The organism is Vibrio sp. 10N.247.311.51, from assembly GCF_041467855.1.
Lineage (GTDB): Bacteria > Pseudomonadota > Gammaproteobacteria > Enterobacterales > Vibrionaceae > Vibrio > Vibrio coralliirubri.
Genome location: NZ_JBFSVK010000004.1, coordinates 148,895 through 165,233 on the forward strand (window position 1 = coordinate 148,895; position 16,339 = coordinate 165,233).

Consider the following 16,339-nt stretch of genomic DNA (forward strand, 5'->3'; position numbering starts at 1 on the left):
ATATAAAGGAGTCGGTATGGAATTCACAGAACTAGACAGAGACGCGTTGTATCAAACGTGGATGTCACAAAAATCGAGAATGCGAATTACGCAGATGGAGTTTTCAAAAAAGCTAGGCATGAACCAGCTTGATTTCTCTAGAGTGCTAAGAGGGGAGACGCCATTAACCATGTCTTTCATTAGTCACTTTTGTCGTTTACTTCATTTGGAACCAAGGAATGTATTCCCTTCGCTAAAAGAGGGTAATGAATCGGGGCCTAAAGTGGTCTATCTGAAAAGTAGAATGAGTGTTGATGGTGAGATCCAAAATGCTTATATCGAAGGAAATCAGGTAATTGTAGAGTACGCACACACTGTTCAGCATGATTAATTTTAGAGTTAGCTCTAATTTTTAACCCCCTTTTTCTACAATCTTTTCACATAGGGTATGGCATACTTACTTAGATTCCTTAATTTTAACTAAGTGCGTTATGAACCCTTTAAAAGTCCTTCTGCTTGTTGCAACCAGCATTTCCTTGCTTGGTTGTGCAGGCGGCCCAATTAGAACCGCTACTAAATTTACCAGCTACGAAGATTTTCAGGCTGGGCCTGACGGAGGCGTCGACTTGGTTTGGGCAAGGGTTGGGCTACGTGACGCACAGCGTTTGAAATCCAAGTTAGATGACTACGATTCTGTAGTGATCGACCAAATTTTTGTTTTAGCAGAAGAAGGTTCGTTGGATCAGGAAGAGATTCAGGAACTCACTGAGCACATGGTTTCGCGCTTGCAAGAGAAAATATCGCCTCATAAAACGATTGTCGATGAACCTACAGGAAAGACGCTGCGCTTGAGTATCGCTCTGAGTAACGTTGAAACGCCCAATCCGATCTTAGCTGTGACGAGCAGCGTTCTGCCGTTTGGCCTTGCGATGTCAACCATATCTAAGGTCATGACTGGTGAGCACACCAATGTTGGGAGTGCGAGTGTAGAGTTATTGGTCAGTGATGCTCAAGAGGGCACACCATTGTTCGCAGCCATCGATCGTGAAGCGGGTAATAAAGACTTTTCAACCATGATTGATTCGCTGGATGATGCCAAAGACGCGATCAACTATTGGGTCGAGCGTTTAGGTGATACTCTACACAACATAGATGACGCATAGTAAAGACCGAATAATGCTAGAGAAAGAGAACCTGATTAAGTTGGCTCGAATGCAGATGCCATTTGGAAAGTACGCGGGTCGTACACTGATTGACTTACCTGAAGAATATTTGCTGTGGTTCGATAAAAAGGGATTCCCGTCTGGCGAGCTAGGCGATTTATTAAAACTGTGCCTTGCTCTGAAGATTGAAGGGCTTGATATTGTCGTCAAGCCATTGAAAAGAATGTAATTAACGAAGCTCCTAAGCTCTAACGTTGAAAGGGAGATTGTTGTCACTTTGCTTTTCCAACAATCTCCCCAGTGTATCAACTAGTGTTTAAACATAATCGTTAGTTTACGCCTATGGTTCAATATTTAACGAATCAAATGGCTGTCCTGCAGGGTTTTGCTTACTGTACATATTGCGTAAAACACGCTCTGCATTTTTATTGAATGCTGGTCCGTTACCGAATCCATCGAAGTGATTGTTCATACCAAGAGCATGTGCCAACTCATGCAAGCTTACGTCATTGCTCGCGATTGTTGTACAGCTGGGATCAGGCTCATCTATGCTGTCTAACTGTATCCATGCATACCCACTACCCCATTTGGTTTTATCTATACCATAATCGTTGCCTATAGCATAAGAAACAAGACTTGTACTGTACGGTTTACTTGAAACTGTTCCTGACCTACAAGACCCTGATATTGTTCCTTTACTCCAAATAAATCCCCAATCCGTAGGCAGATCTGAGTAGTCGATATCAAAGAATGGGTTATCATCGAATTCAAGTGAGATAACCCCTTTTCTATCAAATAACTGATATCCAATGATCTCTTCAGCTTTGTTCAAGGCATATTCAAAACGAGGATCTACAGCTTCTAAGTAGTAGGTAGGTATTAGCTCACCAGAATCTCTAAACCGAGTTAGGTGAGGGTATTCAGGTGCCGAACTACCATCTGCAAAGCAATACATTCCAGCACAGTAATCATCGGAATAATCTGGTGAAACAAGTACACCCCAAGAACCATGGACATTTTGAGTACATGGAGTTGCCTCTGCTAAATTACTACACTGAATGAGTGCTGAAACTTCGCTATCTGATAGTGTTTTTCCTTCTTCTCCACCATCACTCCCACAGCCTGACAATATTCCCAATATAACTCCGCCTAACACTACTTTTCTCATAACACTTCCATTGTTTATTATATAAAAATCAATTAATTATCATATACGCAAGTAAACGAAGCTAGTTTGAGTTTGTTGCAGAATGTGTTAGTGCAAGGCATTCCCTGGCTGTATTGGTTTTCTGTCGAGTAGCGTAGATTTTGAACCTAAACTAACTGGATGCGACCTATTTCAACTTTTCCTAAAGAAACTTGTTATTTTATGGCTTGATAAAAAGGGATTCCCGTCTGGTGAACTAGGCGATTTATTAAAACTGTGCCTTGCTCTGAAATTGAAGGGCTTGATAGTGTCGTCAAGCCACTTAAGCATAATCACCCCAAAGGTATATAACTAAAGTCGTGTAGCGATTTTTGAACAAAGGAGGAATTTAATCGAACATTTTTCGATAGACTAACTCGCCGAACATCGACTTTATAGCGTTGGTGGCCTCAGTTTCGCCAATTGTTTGAGCTAAATGTTGCTTTAACCTGAGTACACCGCCACGAGAATATGGACTCGTTCCATCCTTTAAAATGTTTTGTAGAAGCATCTCAATAACTTCTCTAAAGACATGATTATTGGGATCTTCATAAGCCGTTATCCATGAATCAATAAATCTGTCCTTTGTTTCAAAGTCTAGGATGTCTAAGAGGATAGGGAAGCCCACCCCTTGGAGTGCTGTGGCAAACATAATGCTATTGGGGTAATAAGCTTGGATGCTGCTCTTTCGGACATTAAATTCTTTGGCAAGACGGTCATAGGTAACTGATGACCAGCCTTCGTTAAGAAAGATTTTAACAATGCGCTCGTCCATTTTTTCTTTTTTTTGTTTTCTTTCTTCAGCGGTAATTCGCGCCATCATCTTCAACCGACTCGTATCTAGGGAGTTGAGAGCATACAGAATTCTTGCCTCACAATCAATTTTAAGTACTGGTACTAAATAAAGCTTGCAATGAGTACTGGTACGCATTAGACTGCATCGCACTTGACCGAGAGTGATTTCTGGTTCAAAGATCAATTCATGGTTAAAATTTTTTATTATTAATTGGTACTAGTACCAGTTAGGTCGAAAGCGAGAGTAACATGAAAAAAACAGTTTTATCTTCACTAGTATTAGCTAGTTTGGTGTTGGTTGGATGTGATGATAGTTCGACTTCAGAATCGCCAGCTCTGCAAGGTCGCACTGTTAGTGTTAATACTACACTAGCTAATATTTCAGAAATGAACGCATTATCCAATACGTGCCTAAAAGACGTGCAGCTACCAAATAGTAAAACGGTCAAAACACCTGAATTCGAAAGCAATGTATGTGCGATACAAGACATTGACGGCAACGTTCATTATGTTCGAACCAGCAGCTATAAACTGTCAGTTACTGATATGTACGGAACAAAGGATTATGACATCAACGATATTGTTCTCGATGGAATGCAAGACGTCGAAGTTTTTGGTGATGCTACGTTCAAAATTACGCCAAAACATGTCGATGGCGAATACAATCAGTTTTATTCCTACTATTTAGTTGAAGGCGAAGAAGATGTTCCTGGAAATGAAATGCATGTGGAAATAAAAGTAGATAACAAAAACTTTTCCTACGTTACTTTCACAGTAACTGACCGCGAAGACATCGACTTCTATCATTCAACGATCACTGAATCTCGTGAGGAATCAAAGAACTTTGGGGCAACCGGTTCAGCTTACGAAGATGATTATAAGGAAGTGGTTTACGAAACTCATGCTTATCGTTACATAACGAAAGATGCTGATGTTTTACTTACGGCTAACAATGGCGCATCGACTATTGCATCGATTGACTTCGAACCCATTAAACACTACGACTTTGGGGAGTTAAAGATCGACCCAAAATCAGGAGTAATAATTATTACTCCTCCAGACTTTGGAGACCCTATTGAAATCATCCCGACACCAGTCACTCCAGTCATAAAACCTTCCCAGGTTGATAACGCTGAGCTAGTGTTTTTCGATGGAAACGGTTTTGGTGTATTCAGTACTGTAGCGAATAAAAAAGGATTGGCAGAACCTTGGTTGTACCCCGAGGTGCAGTTTGAGGATGGTCTTAAGTCTTTGAAGCAGTTTGAGTTCAGCTATGAACTCGAGGGGCATGAAAGTTTTGACACTTTTATGAATATTTACCTATTGGACGAAGCTGGTGCTCTAGTTCGTGCTATTTATTATCCAAATGGCGACGTAACAGTTGATGATGGTACGCCGATTATGGATAAAGCCACGTTTATTGAAAATTATGGTAGCTATAAATTAGCAGCCCGAATGGATGGTGTGAGATTCAAGACTAACTTTATTGTTCGTGTTGCTGATGACAATGCAGATGCAGGCTTACAATTTACAGTTAAAGATTTTACGGTCAAAGAGCTATTGCCAGTTGTCGTATCAGAACAGTTGGTTGGAGGAACTATCCTTGATTCAATCGATGATACTAATCATAGTGTAGACATTGAACTTACTGGTAACCGTCAATCAAGCATTGACAATCCACTTTGGGTTTATACAGATACCAAGTTTCCAGCTAAGGAAGGCGACGCACCTACTTTAGATCAGGTATCCGTTGGTGTAGATGTAAAAGTTTCTGATACATTTTCGGACAAGGCGGCTTCAGATGCTTATATCAATATCTACCTTGATGGTTGGAAGGCGACAGAAACATTTGCGTTATATGTTTCGGGGCCGCGTAAAGGAGAAGTCGTTCAGCGAACTCACCGTGAAGGCGAAGAGCAGGAAGTATATTTAAGTTATGACTCTTTTCAAGCTGCTTACTTTGATACAAAAGTGAAAGGGCTTGCTGAAGGAACAAAGTTAAACACTAACTTTATACTTCGCTTTGGTGATAACGATAATGGTAAAGGCGAGGATGGCAATTTACTGGGTGAGGTAGTAGCTATCAATTCGTTTGATATTACAATCGAACTGCCTATCGCAGAGTAAGATGACTAGCTAAATAATAAAACGGGCATTCTCTATGAGAGCCCGTTTTTTTTGTTTTTAAGTTCGACACAATTTCACATCCATGATGTATTTTGAAGAACGGTTCTTCTTACCTTGCTATAAAATACGCATCGATAGCGTGTAAATAATGGTATACAAGGTGTTTTAAATATAAAACACAAAAAAAATTGCGTTTATTTTTAATTAGTGATTGAAACTAGAGTTTTTACTAGTTAAGTTACAGGGAACAAGAAGATTAGTGCTGATAGAAAGTGACGTGAGACAACGTACATTCAGCTCAAGGATAGAAAAAAGGAAGAAGTAAGCAATGTTCCAGACTGATGATGTAAGAATTAACAAAGTAAAAGAGTTATTACCCCCTGTTGCTGTTTTAGAAAAGTTTCCAGCAACAGAAGTTGCTTCTTCTACAACCTTTGAAAGCCGCAAAGCGATCCACAATATTTTAGAAGAGAGCGATGACCGCTTGCTTGTTATTGTAGGCCCATGTTCTATTCATGACACAGAAGCTGCTCTTGAGTACGGTAAACGTTTGAAAGTGTTGCGCGATGAACTTGGTGATAACCTTGAAATCGTAATGCGTGTTTACTTTGAAAAACCACGTACAACTGTTGGTTGGAAAGGTCTAATTAATGACCCGTACATGAACGATACGTTCAAGCTAAATGATGGACTTCGTCTAGGTCGTAAGCTACTGCTTGACCTAACTGACATGGGCATGCCGACGGCAAGCGAATTCCTAGATATGATCACGCCTCAATACGTTGCTGACCTAATCAGCTGGGGTGCAATCGGCGCACGTACTACAGAATCTCAAGTTCACCGTGAACTGGCTTCTGGCTTATCTTGCCCAGTTGGGTTTAAGAATGGTACTGATGGCAACATCAAGATCGCAACAGATGCTATTCGCTCTGCTAGCGCTTCTCACCACTTCTTATCGGTAACTAAGTACGGTCACTCAGCTATTGTTGAAACAGCAGGTAACCCTGATTGTCATATCATCCTACGTGGTGGTAAAGAGCCAAACTACAGCGCAGAACACGTTGGTAAGATTAAAGAAGAGCTAGCAGCTTCTGGTCTTCCACAAAAAGTGATGATCGATTTCAGCCACGCAAACAGCTCTAAGCAGTTTAAGCGTCAAATCAACGTATCTGATGACGTAAGCGCACAAATCTCTGGTGGCGACAAAGCTATCTTTGGTGTGATGATTGAATCTCACCTTGTTGAAGGTCGCCAAGACTTGGTTGACGGCAAAGCTGCAACTTACGGTCAATCTGTGACTGATGCATGTATTGGTTGGGAAGACACTGAAACAGTACTTCGCCAGCTGGCAGACGCTGTTGAAGCTCGCCGTAACAAGTAATCTAATTATTACAGCCAGTCACTAATCGACTGAAAATTCAAAGCCCTTATTAGCAATCGCTAGTAAGGGCTTTTTTGTTTACTCGTTATCTTAAGGGTCGATACACCGTAAGTTAATTTACTTCTTGAATGGTGAATAGTGTGGCGTTTCGTAAACTGAAGGGCAGATACAGCTGCCGCTGTATTCACTTGGAATTAAGAAATCAGGGGGGGCGTGCTTAATCACAAAATGGTTCAAAGGCTTGTGGCTCAGCTCAACCTTAAATCGACGGTCAGGATTAAAAAGTATTGTTCATACCGAGGAGAGTCTGGAAAAGCTGCTCCCAACGTGCTTGATAGAGCAAATTAAAGAATACATCGAGTCCTACAATACCAAACGTATAAAGTGAAACTAAAAGGCCTGACTCCGATAGACTATCGAACTCAGACCTTGAAAGTTGCCTAACAGAAATGTCCAGCGTTATGGGGTAACTTCATTGCCGGGCTTCTTCTATTTTATGAGCTTCAAAGTCTGTTTAAGTTTGAACGTTGTGTGGGCGATGAACCTTAAGCTTCAGTGCCTTGAATCTTCTCTAATTCAGCGATAGTCGTTTGCGATACAAGCTGACCGTCCATGTAATAGGTAACGTTTTGACCGTCTTTTATACCCGTTAGAGTTGCCGTTTCACCTGACGTATAGACGATGTCCATTTGAATTGTGTTTTCGTCGATCTTAATCATCTCACCCGTTTCAATGGTGCGATTGTTCGAAATTGGGCCGACAGGGGCTTCTTTCAAGCTTGGGTCCAGCTCATCGTTCACTTTGAAGTGAGTGTCTGTTTTTGTATCAAATACGTGTGGTGAACCGCTGATAGGGTTTTTGCCTGTCCAGAATTCAAGTGAGTTGAATACCACATAGTCTGCTGCGGTAGTAATACCGTATACAGGCGCTAATAAGAAGTTTACACCTGCACGAGCATAGCGGTTATCGACAACTTCAACGTTAAATTTCATCACTTTCCCTGTTACGGCGTTACTGCCGATACAACCAGTTAGCGCAGAAGCCAAAACCGTTAGTCCTACAATTTTAAGTGCAATCTTTTTCATTTTAGTACCTGTATAAGTTAGAAGTCTGTTTCGTTGGAACAGGTGTAGTATGGTTTTTATTCGATGGTCAGTTTTACCATTTGGCGCCACTGACGATAGAAAATTGGTTATGTACTTTAAGCATCACAAGCTAGATCTAGAAAACCAGACATAGAAAAGCTGGCTACAAAAATCGGAGCATAAAAAAAGCGCGACCTAATAGGGCGCGCTTTGGGGTATTTAGATAAGTCGTAATGAAAACAACGACTCCAATATAGAATTACTTCATCACGTAGGTATAAGCCGATACGACAAGCCAGCGGAAAAATCGAAATAAAAGAGTAGTGGCTTTAAAGGCAAACTTGGCAATGGATACCATTGCTTCTGCACCAATGCTTACACACTTATGCAAATCGGATTCTTTGTATTCTGAATAGGTCATCTGTTTTCTCATTTCTCGCGGTTGTCTTTCATATGTAAGTAACGACTCCTGTCTGGCGATATACCCTGAGCGCGTAATGTACGAACTTTCGCCGATAGAGATTTACCATTTCATGCCATATGGATTAATAACTAGCCATAAGAGAAAAGGCTGGGAGAATTTAACGGCATAGCGAGGTGTAACTGATCAAGTTACCAAAAAAACGAGGGTAATAGTGGTATGATCGCGGGCTCAGCACCATAAGTGATAAAGAATAGGAAACAGAATGACTCACCTTACCGAACAGCAAGAAGCTGCAATGGCGACGTTTAAAGAAAACTTACACCTTCCAAATGGTGGTTTTCATAAACTGATTATCGAGCTAAGTAAGGAGTATCAGCTGCCTTTCCAAAAGGTGCGTGCGGTTTTAAAGAAAGCTCAAAAAGACGTTGAACGACAAATACGAGAAGACTTTACCAGCGTTGATGACACAGTACTGAGCCAAGCGAATTGGGTAAACATCATTAAGTCGAAGCTTGTTGAGTTAGCGGAAGAAAACCAAACGGTTATGGATAAGCTGCAACAAAATCTGAAGTATCAAAAAGTGTTGTCGGCAACCGAGGGTTCAATCGCAAGTGAAGACGAACGTGACGAGTTGATTGAAGAGTTGATTCAAGCTTATGAGAAAGAGGTGTTCAAACCGTTACTGGCGATGCTGCATACAACGAAGCTGTATTGGAAGCTAATGCTGGTGGATGAGACATGTAAGATGAATGAGGAGAATCGTGAGAAATTCAGTGATTACCCTCAACACATGCAAGCTGCAGAACACTTATATACTCTTGATCAGAAGTTAAGGTCGATGCCGTTAACTTATTAGTCCATGAATGCACTGATAATGACTCATTGGTGATTCAGAGTTTGATATAAGTTGGTTTCAATAGAAGCACGATAACCTAGCTAGCGTTAGCCGCGTGTGAAATGCAAAAAGGGCTAGGTTTCTGATCTGTTTTACTTCTACTCTATTTTGTTCTGCTAGAGCGAATTGAGGGTGACATCTTTTAGATCTTTGGGACTAGATGGTGTTTCTTTTGTAGCCTTTGGGAAATGCTATAGGAGTGTGAAATGTCCTAGGGTGTTTCCGTTGCCTGAAACGATAGTTCCGATGCTTTCTCGTTCATTAAATTCAAAGTCGATGAGATAACTGTGATGTTGTAGCTTGGGCAATATGTGGCGGTGGAGTATATCGCTATTGAGCTGTCGAATCTCGGTGACCCATGAAATCTCTTCTTTGTGTAAGTCTATTTTAATCTTGAGCATTTATTACCTTTTAGTTTATTGACTGTTTTTTCGCGTGATAGTTGGTACCAATGGGTTTGTCGTGTTGTTCTGCGTGACATAACTGTGCCTTGTGTTTATTACATTTGTATTTAAGTGATCGATCTATTCTGACTTCGCTGATAAAAGAGCGAATGACGAGAGATCGGTAGTAGGATCGAATTTAAAAGCTATTGAATGACTATCTGGGTGAAAGCTGACGCAGAGATGGTGTAACGAGGGAATCGAGAACTGTCTATGTGGAACTTGGACTTACTTTAGCATTAACAGCTCTATAGATTAGAGCCAGGTGGCGAACTATACGCCTAGTTTTTAAAATTACAACCCTAATTTCAATTAAATTCAAAAATATTTTTGGGTGATTTACCATCGCTTACTGAAGGTTAAATGAGCGAAGGTCGGCGGATTTACCATGATATCAGACTGAGGTTTGGTTTTTCATCTATCCGTCTTAAGTGTAATTAGTGATTTAAATTAAATGGCAAAATCAATCAAGCTTAAGTGGCTGTTATATATCATCTTTACATTGTAAATTACAAATCGTAACTTTTGGGTCAAGTGTTGTGATTGCAGGGCTTGAGGGCTTTGTTTACACTTAACGCTTATGGATATATTAGTCGTATTTACCCTTTATCTGATCTACGGTTTGGCTTTCTTCGCCATCGGTTTTTCTGTTGTCTTTAGAAACTATAAAAACAGCCAGATCAGTATCTCCAAACTTCTCCCGATCCTTGCCATCTTTGGCTTTGTTCATGGTGTTCATGAATGGTCTGAGCTTTATTTGATTCTCTATCAAGACCAATTTCAACGTTCTCAGTCGATCGAACTCTTCAAGGTATTCAAATTACTCTTTTCTTACCTCGCCTTAGGCGCCTTTGGTTGGAAAATGCTGGATCTGTTTGACTGGCGTTGGGTGAAGTGGGGCAAGATCTTCATTGGGCTGTTGCTGGTCGCGTTTACTTTGAGCTTAGTTGATCGCTTTGATGAACAAGCATTTACCGACTATATCAACATCAGTAATAGTCACATCCGAGTGTTGTTCGGCTTAGGTTCCGGCCTGTTGGCTGGCGTAACCATGATCATTTACGGCAAACAGTTTTATGATGTTGAACACCAAGCTGCGTCTCCTTTTGTTTATACCGGCGCTGCGTTGATCTTTTATGGTATGACTTCGGGCATTTTGAGCTCTGAATACGGCATCTGGGTTATCTTCTTAAGAACAATGTGTGCTTTGGCAACGCTTCATTTCTTGTGGAAAGCGCTGCGAGTATTCGATAGAGAAAGAGAACTGCAAATTGAAGCCATGGTGCACCGCTCGTTTCAAGATGAAAAGCTTAAGGAATTAGGCGAGCTGACTTCAGCTGTCGCTCATGAAGTGAAAACACCGCTGAGCAGCGCAATGATGAGTTGCGACTTACTCGAGAAAAGACTGCCTGATGATGAGAATGTGGCTAGGCAATTGGTGAGGATCCGCAGTGGTATCGAGCGCGCCGCCCACATCAGTCAAGAAGTGCTGAATTATGCCCACCATCGAAAGGTGTCATTCAAAGCCGTTGGTGTGCGAGGTTTATGTCAGTCGTCGCTTTCGTTAGTGGAATACCGACTGTCAGACTTTGATATCGAATTGGATGTTAGTAAGAAGCTGCAAGTGCATGGCGACGCGATTCATCTAGAAGAAGTGCTCGTCAATATACTGGTTAATGCCGTTGATGCGAGCGAGCATACCAAGAGTATTTCTATCTCAGCGTATCCATTGGGTTCTAACGTGATTATAGAGCTCACCAATCGTGGTCCTGCTATTCCAGAAGATGTGATTGATAAAGTGATGCAACCTTTCTTTACCACTAAGCCGGTAGGAAAAGGGACTGGGATGGGGTTGGCTATCTGCCGACAAATCATGACACAACATCATGGTGAACTTACCTTGCATAATATTGAGAACGGACTCATGGTGCGACTACAACTACCTAAGGCAACCCAATGAAATTAAAGCTATTGCTTGCAGAAGATGATGAGCAATTAAGAGAAGTGTTGGTTGAAGCGTTGGCACTCGAAGAGTTCGAGGTTCTTGCGTTTGATAACGCAGAAGACGCGCTGGATGCCGCAGGGGAGGAGACGTTTGATCTTGCCTTGTTTGATGTGGTGATGGGCGGTATGACAGGTGTTGAAGCTTTATCTAACTTGCGCCGATTGCAACCCAAAATCGGGATTGTGATCACCACGGCGTTCGCGACTGTGGATGTTGCCGTTGATGCCATGAAAAAAGGGGCGGACGAGTTCTTAACCAAACCCTTTAATTTGGCGGCACTGTCGGTAACGCTTAGAAGGGTTCATGCAGAACGGTCTCCACAGACTCCCGTTGAAGAGCGCAGCAACGATCAGGTGTTTAGTGCATTGGCTAACCCAATTCGACGGGCGGTGTTGAACCACTTGAGTATTCATCAGAAGTTAAAATTCATGGATTTATGCCGCGTGGTGGGAATTGAAGACCACACCAAGTTCAATTTCCATTTAAGGCAATTGGTGAATAGTGGATTGGTGAAAAAAGGAGAAAGCCGTATTTACTCCCTCACTCGTCGCGGAAAAGAAGTGCATTCGAGCATGCTTAAGTAAGTGTTGCTACTTTTTATATCTAATTGATTTAGCTAATTAATATCCAAAATTTTCACCAACCGTTGTTATGGTTCACGCAAAGAATATCGTGGACCATTGGTGTGTTCTCTTCTTGGCTTCTCCATTCCATATCCTCGTTATATCGCAGTTTTTGTACATTCATACCTGCCATTGTTAGCTGCCTAACAAAATATGAATACTCACTTTTACGTTTCTGAATAATAAAGTTGTTGTGTCGTCAATTTAGTGCAAATATAATTGATAATAGTTCTCACTTGCGTTACAAGTTTGTTGTCAATCCAATGACAGACTTTAAATTATCGTTATTTAGCAGTTGTGTACGCCCCATGCTCGTCTATGAGTAATGTGACTTTCATTGTCATGAGTGGTGGTTTGTCTCAATGGCAAAGGAAGAAACATGAAGAAAACAATCAATTCAGTTCGCCAGTTATTGAGCGGGCTTGCCATCGTTCTAGCATCATCATTCATGATGACCGCGCATGCGGAAACCGTCACCATTGAGCATGTAAAAGGCACTGCGCAGTTTACTGAAGTACCACAGCGAGTGGTGGTTCTAGGCCACGGTAGCTTAGACGTGCTTGATAAAATTGGTGTGCAGCCAGTTGGCGCGCCTCATAGCTTGCTGCCTGATTACCTAGCTTCTTACAAAGATACGACGGCAAATACAGGCTCATTAAGCGAACCTGATTTTGAAGCTATCTACATGTTGAAGCCTGACATCATCATCGCGGAAAACCGCATGCTTAAGGTTTACGACAAACTGGCACAAATTGCTCCTACTATCATGTTCTCTATTGAAGGCGACAAGTACTGGGCTGATGCTCAGCAAAACTGGCGTGCGCTAGGCGACATCTTTGGTAAGCAAGCTGAAGTTGAAGCGATCATTAAAGAGACTCAAGCTTCTATCACAGCGGTAAACGACAAAGTAGCGTCTGACGAAACTTCAGCAATGATGCTAATGAACAACGGCAACAACATTGCGATGTTCAACAAAGGCAGCTGTTTCTCTATCATCTTTGATGACTTTGGTTTCGTGGAATCAAAGAGTGCAACCGTGGCTCCGATCAAAGGAACACACGGCAACCTAATCTCTTTTGAATACATTGCGGATGCAAAACCTGAAGTGCTTTACGTGCTTGACCGCGAAAAAGCGATTGGTAAATCAGAAGGACGCGCACAACAACTGTTTGATAACCCACTGGTTGCGGCAACACCTGCAGCGCAGCACGGCAACATCGTTTACCTTGATTCAAGTGCTTGGTATCTGGCTGGTGGCGGTGTGACGGCGATTCACAGAATGCTTGGTGACATTGAACGTACAATTCAATAGTTACTAACCATCAGATTTTCGGGCTTATAAGAGTGTTCTTATAAGCCCTTTTTCACTTTTTTATACGGGCTACCCGAGACCTACCTTTAGTATTATTTCTATGTTGAAACCCATTGCAGCTGCTGTATTTCTTGTTGTGTTATGCGTTGCGTCATTGATGATTGGAGTTGCTGAAATCAGTTTTAGTGACTTCTTCAATGGCAACCAACACGCCAACTCTATTTATATTGTTAGTCGGATCCCTCGACTACTCGCGATCGTGCTTGCCGGAGCAGGATTGAGTGTTTCTGGTTTGATCATGCAGCAAATTGTACAGAACAAGTTTGCCGCGCCTTCGACGATGGGCACCATTGACTGTGCGATGTTGGGCTACATAGTTGGTATTCTGGTGCTAGGCAATGCTGCGCAATGGAGCTACTTAGGCTTTATCTTCGCGTTTGCAGTGTTTGGCACCATGCTATTGGTTCGCTTCCTACAACACCTCAAGTTTAAGAACGCGGTATTGGTGCCTTTGATCGGCATCATGTACGGCAACGTGGTTTCAGCGTTGACCACATTTATCGCCTACAAACACGACTTAGTACAAACCATGTCTGCATGGACGATGGCGAACTTTGCGAGCGTGTTGCAGGGCAGTTATGAAATCCTTTATCTTGCGGTGCCTGCTTGTGTGTTGGCTTACTACTTTGCAAGCCAGTTCAGTGCGGCGAGCATCGGTGAGAGCTTCGCGAAAAACATCGGCTTGAATTATCAGAAGATTGTCTTCATTGGTGTTGCGCTGGTTGCTATCTGCGCCTCTTCTGTGGTGATGATCGTTGGTGTAATCCCATTCCTTGGCCTTATCGTGCCGAATATCGTGTCGCTGATGATGGGCGATAACATGAAGAAGATTCTGCCTTGGACGGCCTACTGGGGCGTGATCTTGGTGTTGGCTTGTGATCTGCTAGCTCGAATCGTCATCTTCCCTTATGAGATTCCAATCTCGATGGTAATCAGCATCTTTGGTGGCTTGATTTTTATCTACCTAATCATGAGAGACAAGTCGAATGCGTGATTCAGTAAAAATTGCGATTCTGGCTATCGCGTCTTTGGGTATGGCAGCGTTATTCATCGGGCAGGGGCTTACGTGGGATAACTACGAGTTCTTCTTGTCTCTGCGCCTACCAAAATTGCTGTCGATTGTGTTGGCGGCGGTAGCGATCTCTGCGTCGTCACTGGTTTTCCAAACCATCACTAATAATCGAATTCTAACCCCATCCATCTTGGGCTTTGACAGCTTGTATATGCTGGTACAAACGGTACTTCTGTTTGTGTTTGGCAGTGCGAGCTTCTGGGTGATTGACTCAATCGCAAACTTTTCGATGTCTGTGACTGTGATGATCTTGTTTTCGTTTGCTCTGTTCCATTTCTACTTTAAGAGCAAGCGAAACAACGTATTCACACTGCTTCTGATAGGCATCGTGTGTGGCAGCGTATTCTCGAGTTTAGCGAATTTCCTTGCGATGTTGATTGATCCCAATGAATTCGCGGTGCTGCAGAATGTGATGTTCGCAAGCTTCAATAACGTGAAAGGCGAACTGGTTTACCTCAGCCTTATTCCATTGGGTTTGAGCTTACTTGGCCTGTGGCTGTTGTCGCCTAAGCTCGATGTACTTTGGCTTGGTGTTGATAATGCGACAAGCTTGGGCGTGAACACCAAGCGACTGACTCAGATTACTTTGGTGATTGTGTCAGTGATGGTTGCGGTGTCTACGGCTCTGGTTGGCCCTGTGTTGTTCTTTGGCTTGATCACCGTGAGCTTAGCTCGCCAGATATTCCGATCTTATCAGCATCGTGTGCTTATCATCGCAAGTAGCTTGTTAGCGATCGTGCTATTGGTTTCTGGCCAATGGTTTATCGAAAAAGTGATGGCGTTTGAAACCACAGTGAGTGTGATCATTAACTTGGTCGGCGGTTTGTATTTTATGTTCTTGTTGTTACGCACCAGAATTCAGTAAAGGTAGTAAGTAGTGATTAAATTAACAGGTTTAAGTAAGAAGTATGGCAAGTCACTCGTGGTTGATGATGCCAGTGCTATGTTCCCGAAAGGCGAAGTGACTTCTATCATTGGCCCAAATGGTGCGGGTAAAAGTACACTGCTTTCAATGGCGAGCCGCTTAACAGACAGTGACGCGGGTGAAGTGGTCATTGGTGATAAGTTACTGGCTGAATGGGATACCAAAGAGCTAGCCAAGCACCTTGCCGTGTTAAGACAATCAAACAACATCAATATGCGATTTACGATTCGTGAGTTGGTCTGTTTTGGTCGCTTTCCACACTCTCAAGGTCGCTTGAAAGACGAAGATCATAAGATCGTCGATACAGCACTAGAACACCTTGGCATTACTGACATCCAAAATAAATACCTTGATGAGTTGAGTGGCGGTCAGCGTCAAATGGCGTTTATCGCGATGGTTGTGGCGCAAGATACGGATTATGTGTTCTTAGATGAGCCACTGAACAATCTTGATATTAAACACTCGGTCGAAATTATGCAGACGTTGCGTCGTTTAGCGCATGAGTTCAATAAAGCGGTCGTTATCGTGATTCATGACATCAACTTCGCTTCTTGTTACTCAGATAACATTGTTGCGATGAAGAAAGGCAAAGTGGTTAAGTCGGGTAAGGTTTCGGAAGTGGTTGAAAAATCAGTGATGGAGTCTATCTACGAGATCCCATTTGAGATTCGTGAGTTCGATGGTGTTCGAATCTGTATGTATTATTCTGGTCGTTAGATTACTGAATAACTCGGTTGTTTTGCTTTCTAGCCGTTGAATGAAAAGAGCTCCCATATGAGGAGCTCTTTTTGTTTTCGGATAGTATTTTTGTTGTTAGTGAAATGTTGCAATTCAAAGGTGGTTTCCCTTGTATTATAATAACTT

At 42.3% G+C, this 16,339-nt stretch carries 17 protein-coding genes and 3 pseudogenes; 15 read left to right on the plus strand and 5 right to left on the minus strand.

Annotated features, from left to right (window positions below):
• Positions 1 to 16 precede the first annotated feature (16 nt).
• The 3 genes from AB6E85_RS05745 to AB6E85_RS05755 all read left to right on the plus strand — a co-directional run bounded on the left by AB6E85_RS05745 (position 17) and on the right by AB6E85_RS05755 (position 1,371).
• Positions 17 to 370, plus strand: a complete 354-nt coding sequence (locus AB6E85_RS05745; protein ID WP_017061749.1) for a hypothetical protein — start codon at positions 17 to 19, stop codon at positions 368 to 370.
• A 100-nt stretch (positions 371 to 470) separates the two neighbouring features.
• Positions 471 to 1,142 (plus strand): DUF3313 domain-containing protein, encoded by a 672-nt coding sequence (locus tag AB6E85_RS05750; RefSeq protein WP_372141813.1) that lies wholly within the window; start codon positions 471 to 473, stop codon positions 1,140 to 1,142.
• 13 nt (positions 1,143 to 1,155) lie between these two features.
• Complete coding sequence (locus AB6E85_RS05755) at positions 1,156 to 1,371, plus strand: DUF3820 family protein (protein WP_372141815.1); 216 nt, start codon at positions 1,156 to 1,158, stop codon at positions 1,369 to 1,371.
• 111 nt (positions 1,372 to 1,482) lie between these two features.
• Here the strand turns inward: AB6E85_RS05755 and AB6E85_RS05760 are convergent, their stop codons facing one another.
• A complete protein-coding gene (locus AB6E85_RS05760) occupies positions 1,483 to 2,310 on the minus strand; it encodes a hypothetical protein (RefSeq protein ID WP_372141816.1) in 828 nt (275 codons plus the stop codon).
• Positions 2,311 to 2,506: 196 nt separating this feature from the next.
• Between AB6E85_RS05760 and AB6E85_RS05765 the strand changes: the two are divergent.
• A pseudogene (locus AB6E85_RS05765) lies at positions 2,507 to 2,640 on the plus strand (putative quorum-sensing-regulated virulence factor); the annotation flags it as partial.
• A gap of 37 nt (positions 2,641 to 2,677) precedes the next feature.
• Here the strand turns inward: AB6E85_RS05765 and AB6E85_RS05770 are convergent.
• Positions 2,678 to 3,259, minus strand: a complete 582-nt coding sequence (locus AB6E85_RS05770; protein ID WP_372141818.1) for a TetR/AcrR family transcriptional regulator — start codon at positions 3,257 to 3,259, stop codon at positions 2,678 to 2,680.
• A 113-nt stretch (positions 3,260 to 3,372) separates the two neighbouring features.
• On the opposite strand from AB6E85_RS05770, the gene AB6E85_RS05775 reads away from it, so the two are divergent.
• The 4 genes and pseudogenes from AB6E85_RS05775 to AB6E85_RS05790 all read left to right on the plus strand — a co-directional run.
• A complete protein-coding gene (locus tag AB6E85_RS05775; protein ID WP_372141820.1) occupies positions 3,373 to 5,250 on the plus strand; it encodes a hypothetical protein in 1,878 nt (625 codons plus the stop codon).
• 328 nt (positions 5,251 to 5,578) lie between these two features.
• A complete protein-coding gene (aroG, locus tag AB6E85_RS05780; protein WP_048608856.1) occupies positions 5,579 to 6,631 on the plus strand; it encodes a 3-deoxy-7-phosphoheptulonate synthase AroG in 1,053 nt (350 codons plus the stop codon).
• A gap of 146 nt (positions 6,632 to 6,777) precedes the next feature.
• A pseudogene (locus AB6E85_RS05785) lies at positions 6,778 to 6,970 on the plus strand (IS3 family transposase); the annotation flags it as partial.
• Between the two features lie 4 nt (positions 6,971 to 6,974).
• Positions 6,975 to 7,075 (plus strand): annotated as a pseudogene (locus tag AB6E85_RS05790) (IS3 family transposase); the annotation flags it as partial.
• A 101-nt stretch (positions 7,076 to 7,176) separates the two neighbouring features.
• Here the strand turns inward: AB6E85_RS05790 and AB6E85_RS05795 are convergent.
• Both AB6E85_RS05795 and AB6E85_RS05800 read right to left on the minus strand, forming a co-directional pair.
• Positions 7,177 to 7,716: a DUF3332 domain-containing protein gene (locus AB6E85_RS05795; protein ID WP_017061899.1), complete on the minus strand. Its 540-nt coding sequence runs from the start codon at positions 7,714 to 7,716 to the stop codon at positions 7,177 to 7,179.
• A 259-nt stretch (positions 7,717 to 7,975) separates the two neighbouring features.
• Positions 7,976 to 8,137, minus strand: coding sequence for a hypothetical protein (locus AB6E85_RS05800; RefSeq protein ID WP_019820087.1), 162 nt, complete (start codon positions 8,135 to 8,137; stop codon positions 7,976 to 7,978).
• Between the two features lie 265 nt (positions 8,138 to 8,402).
• Between AB6E85_RS05800 and AB6E85_RS05805 the strand changes: the two genes are divergently transcribed.
• A complete protein-coding gene (locus AB6E85_RS05805; RefSeq protein WP_050648160.1) occupies positions 8,403 to 8,996 on the plus strand; it encodes a hypothetical protein in 594 nt (197 codons plus the stop codon).
• A gap of 230 nt (positions 8,997 to 9,226) precedes the next feature.
• Here the strand turns inward: AB6E85_RS05805 and AB6E85_RS05810 are convergent, their stop codons facing one another.
• Positions 9,227 to 9,436 (minus strand): hypothetical protein, encoded by a 210-nt coding sequence (locus tag AB6E85_RS05810; protein ID WP_004731601.1) that lies wholly within the window; start codon positions 9,434 to 9,436, stop codon positions 9,227 to 9,229.
• Positions 9,437 to 10,058: 622 nt separating this feature from the next.
• Here AB6E85_RS05810 and AB6E85_RS05815 point away from each other — a divergent pair.
• The 6 genes from AB6E85_RS05815 (at position 10,059) to AB6E85_RS05840 (ending at position 16,192) form a co-directional block, all read left to right on the plus strand.
• Positions 10,059 to 11,438: a sensor histidine kinase gene (locus AB6E85_RS05815; protein WP_372141822.1), complete on the plus strand. Its 1,380-nt coding sequence runs from the start codon at positions 10,059 to 10,061 to the stop codon at positions 11,436 to 11,438.
• A complete protein-coding gene (locus tag AB6E85_RS05820) occupies positions 11,435 to 12,067 on the plus strand; it encodes a response regulator (RefSeq protein WP_372141823.1) in 633 nt (210 codons plus the stop codon). Before AB6E85_RS05815 ends, AB6E85_RS05820 begins: the two co-directional genes overlap by 4 nt.
• Positions 12,068 to 12,485: 418 nt before the next feature.
• Complete coding sequence (locus tag AB6E85_RS05825; protein WP_372141824.1) at positions 12,486 to 13,418, plus strand: siderophore ABC transporter substrate-binding protein; 933 nt, start codon at positions 12,486 to 12,488, stop codon at positions 13,416 to 13,418.
• 100 nt (positions 13,419 to 13,518) lie between these two features.
• Positions 13,519 to 14,472 (plus strand): ABC transporter permease, encoded by a 954-nt coding sequence (locus AB6E85_RS05830; RefSeq protein WP_048606150.1) that lies wholly within the window; start codon positions 13,519 to 13,521, stop codon positions 14,470 to 14,472.
• On the plus strand, positions 14,465 to 15,415 hold the full coding sequence (locus AB6E85_RS05835; protein ID WP_372141826.1) for an iron chelate uptake ABC transporter family permease subunit: 951 nt from the start codon (positions 14,465 to 14,467) through the stop codon (positions 15,413 to 15,415). The genes AB6E85_RS05830 and AB6E85_RS05835 overlap by 8 nt, the downstream gene beginning before the upstream one ends.
• Before the next feature lie 12 nt (positions 15,416 to 15,427).
• Positions 15,428 to 16,192, plus strand: coding sequence for an ABC transporter ATP-binding protein (locus tag AB6E85_RS05840; RefSeq protein WP_017061894.1), 765 nt, complete (start codon positions 15,428 to 15,430; stop codon positions 16,190 to 16,192).
• Positions 16,193 to 16,339: the final 147 nt, after the last annotated feature.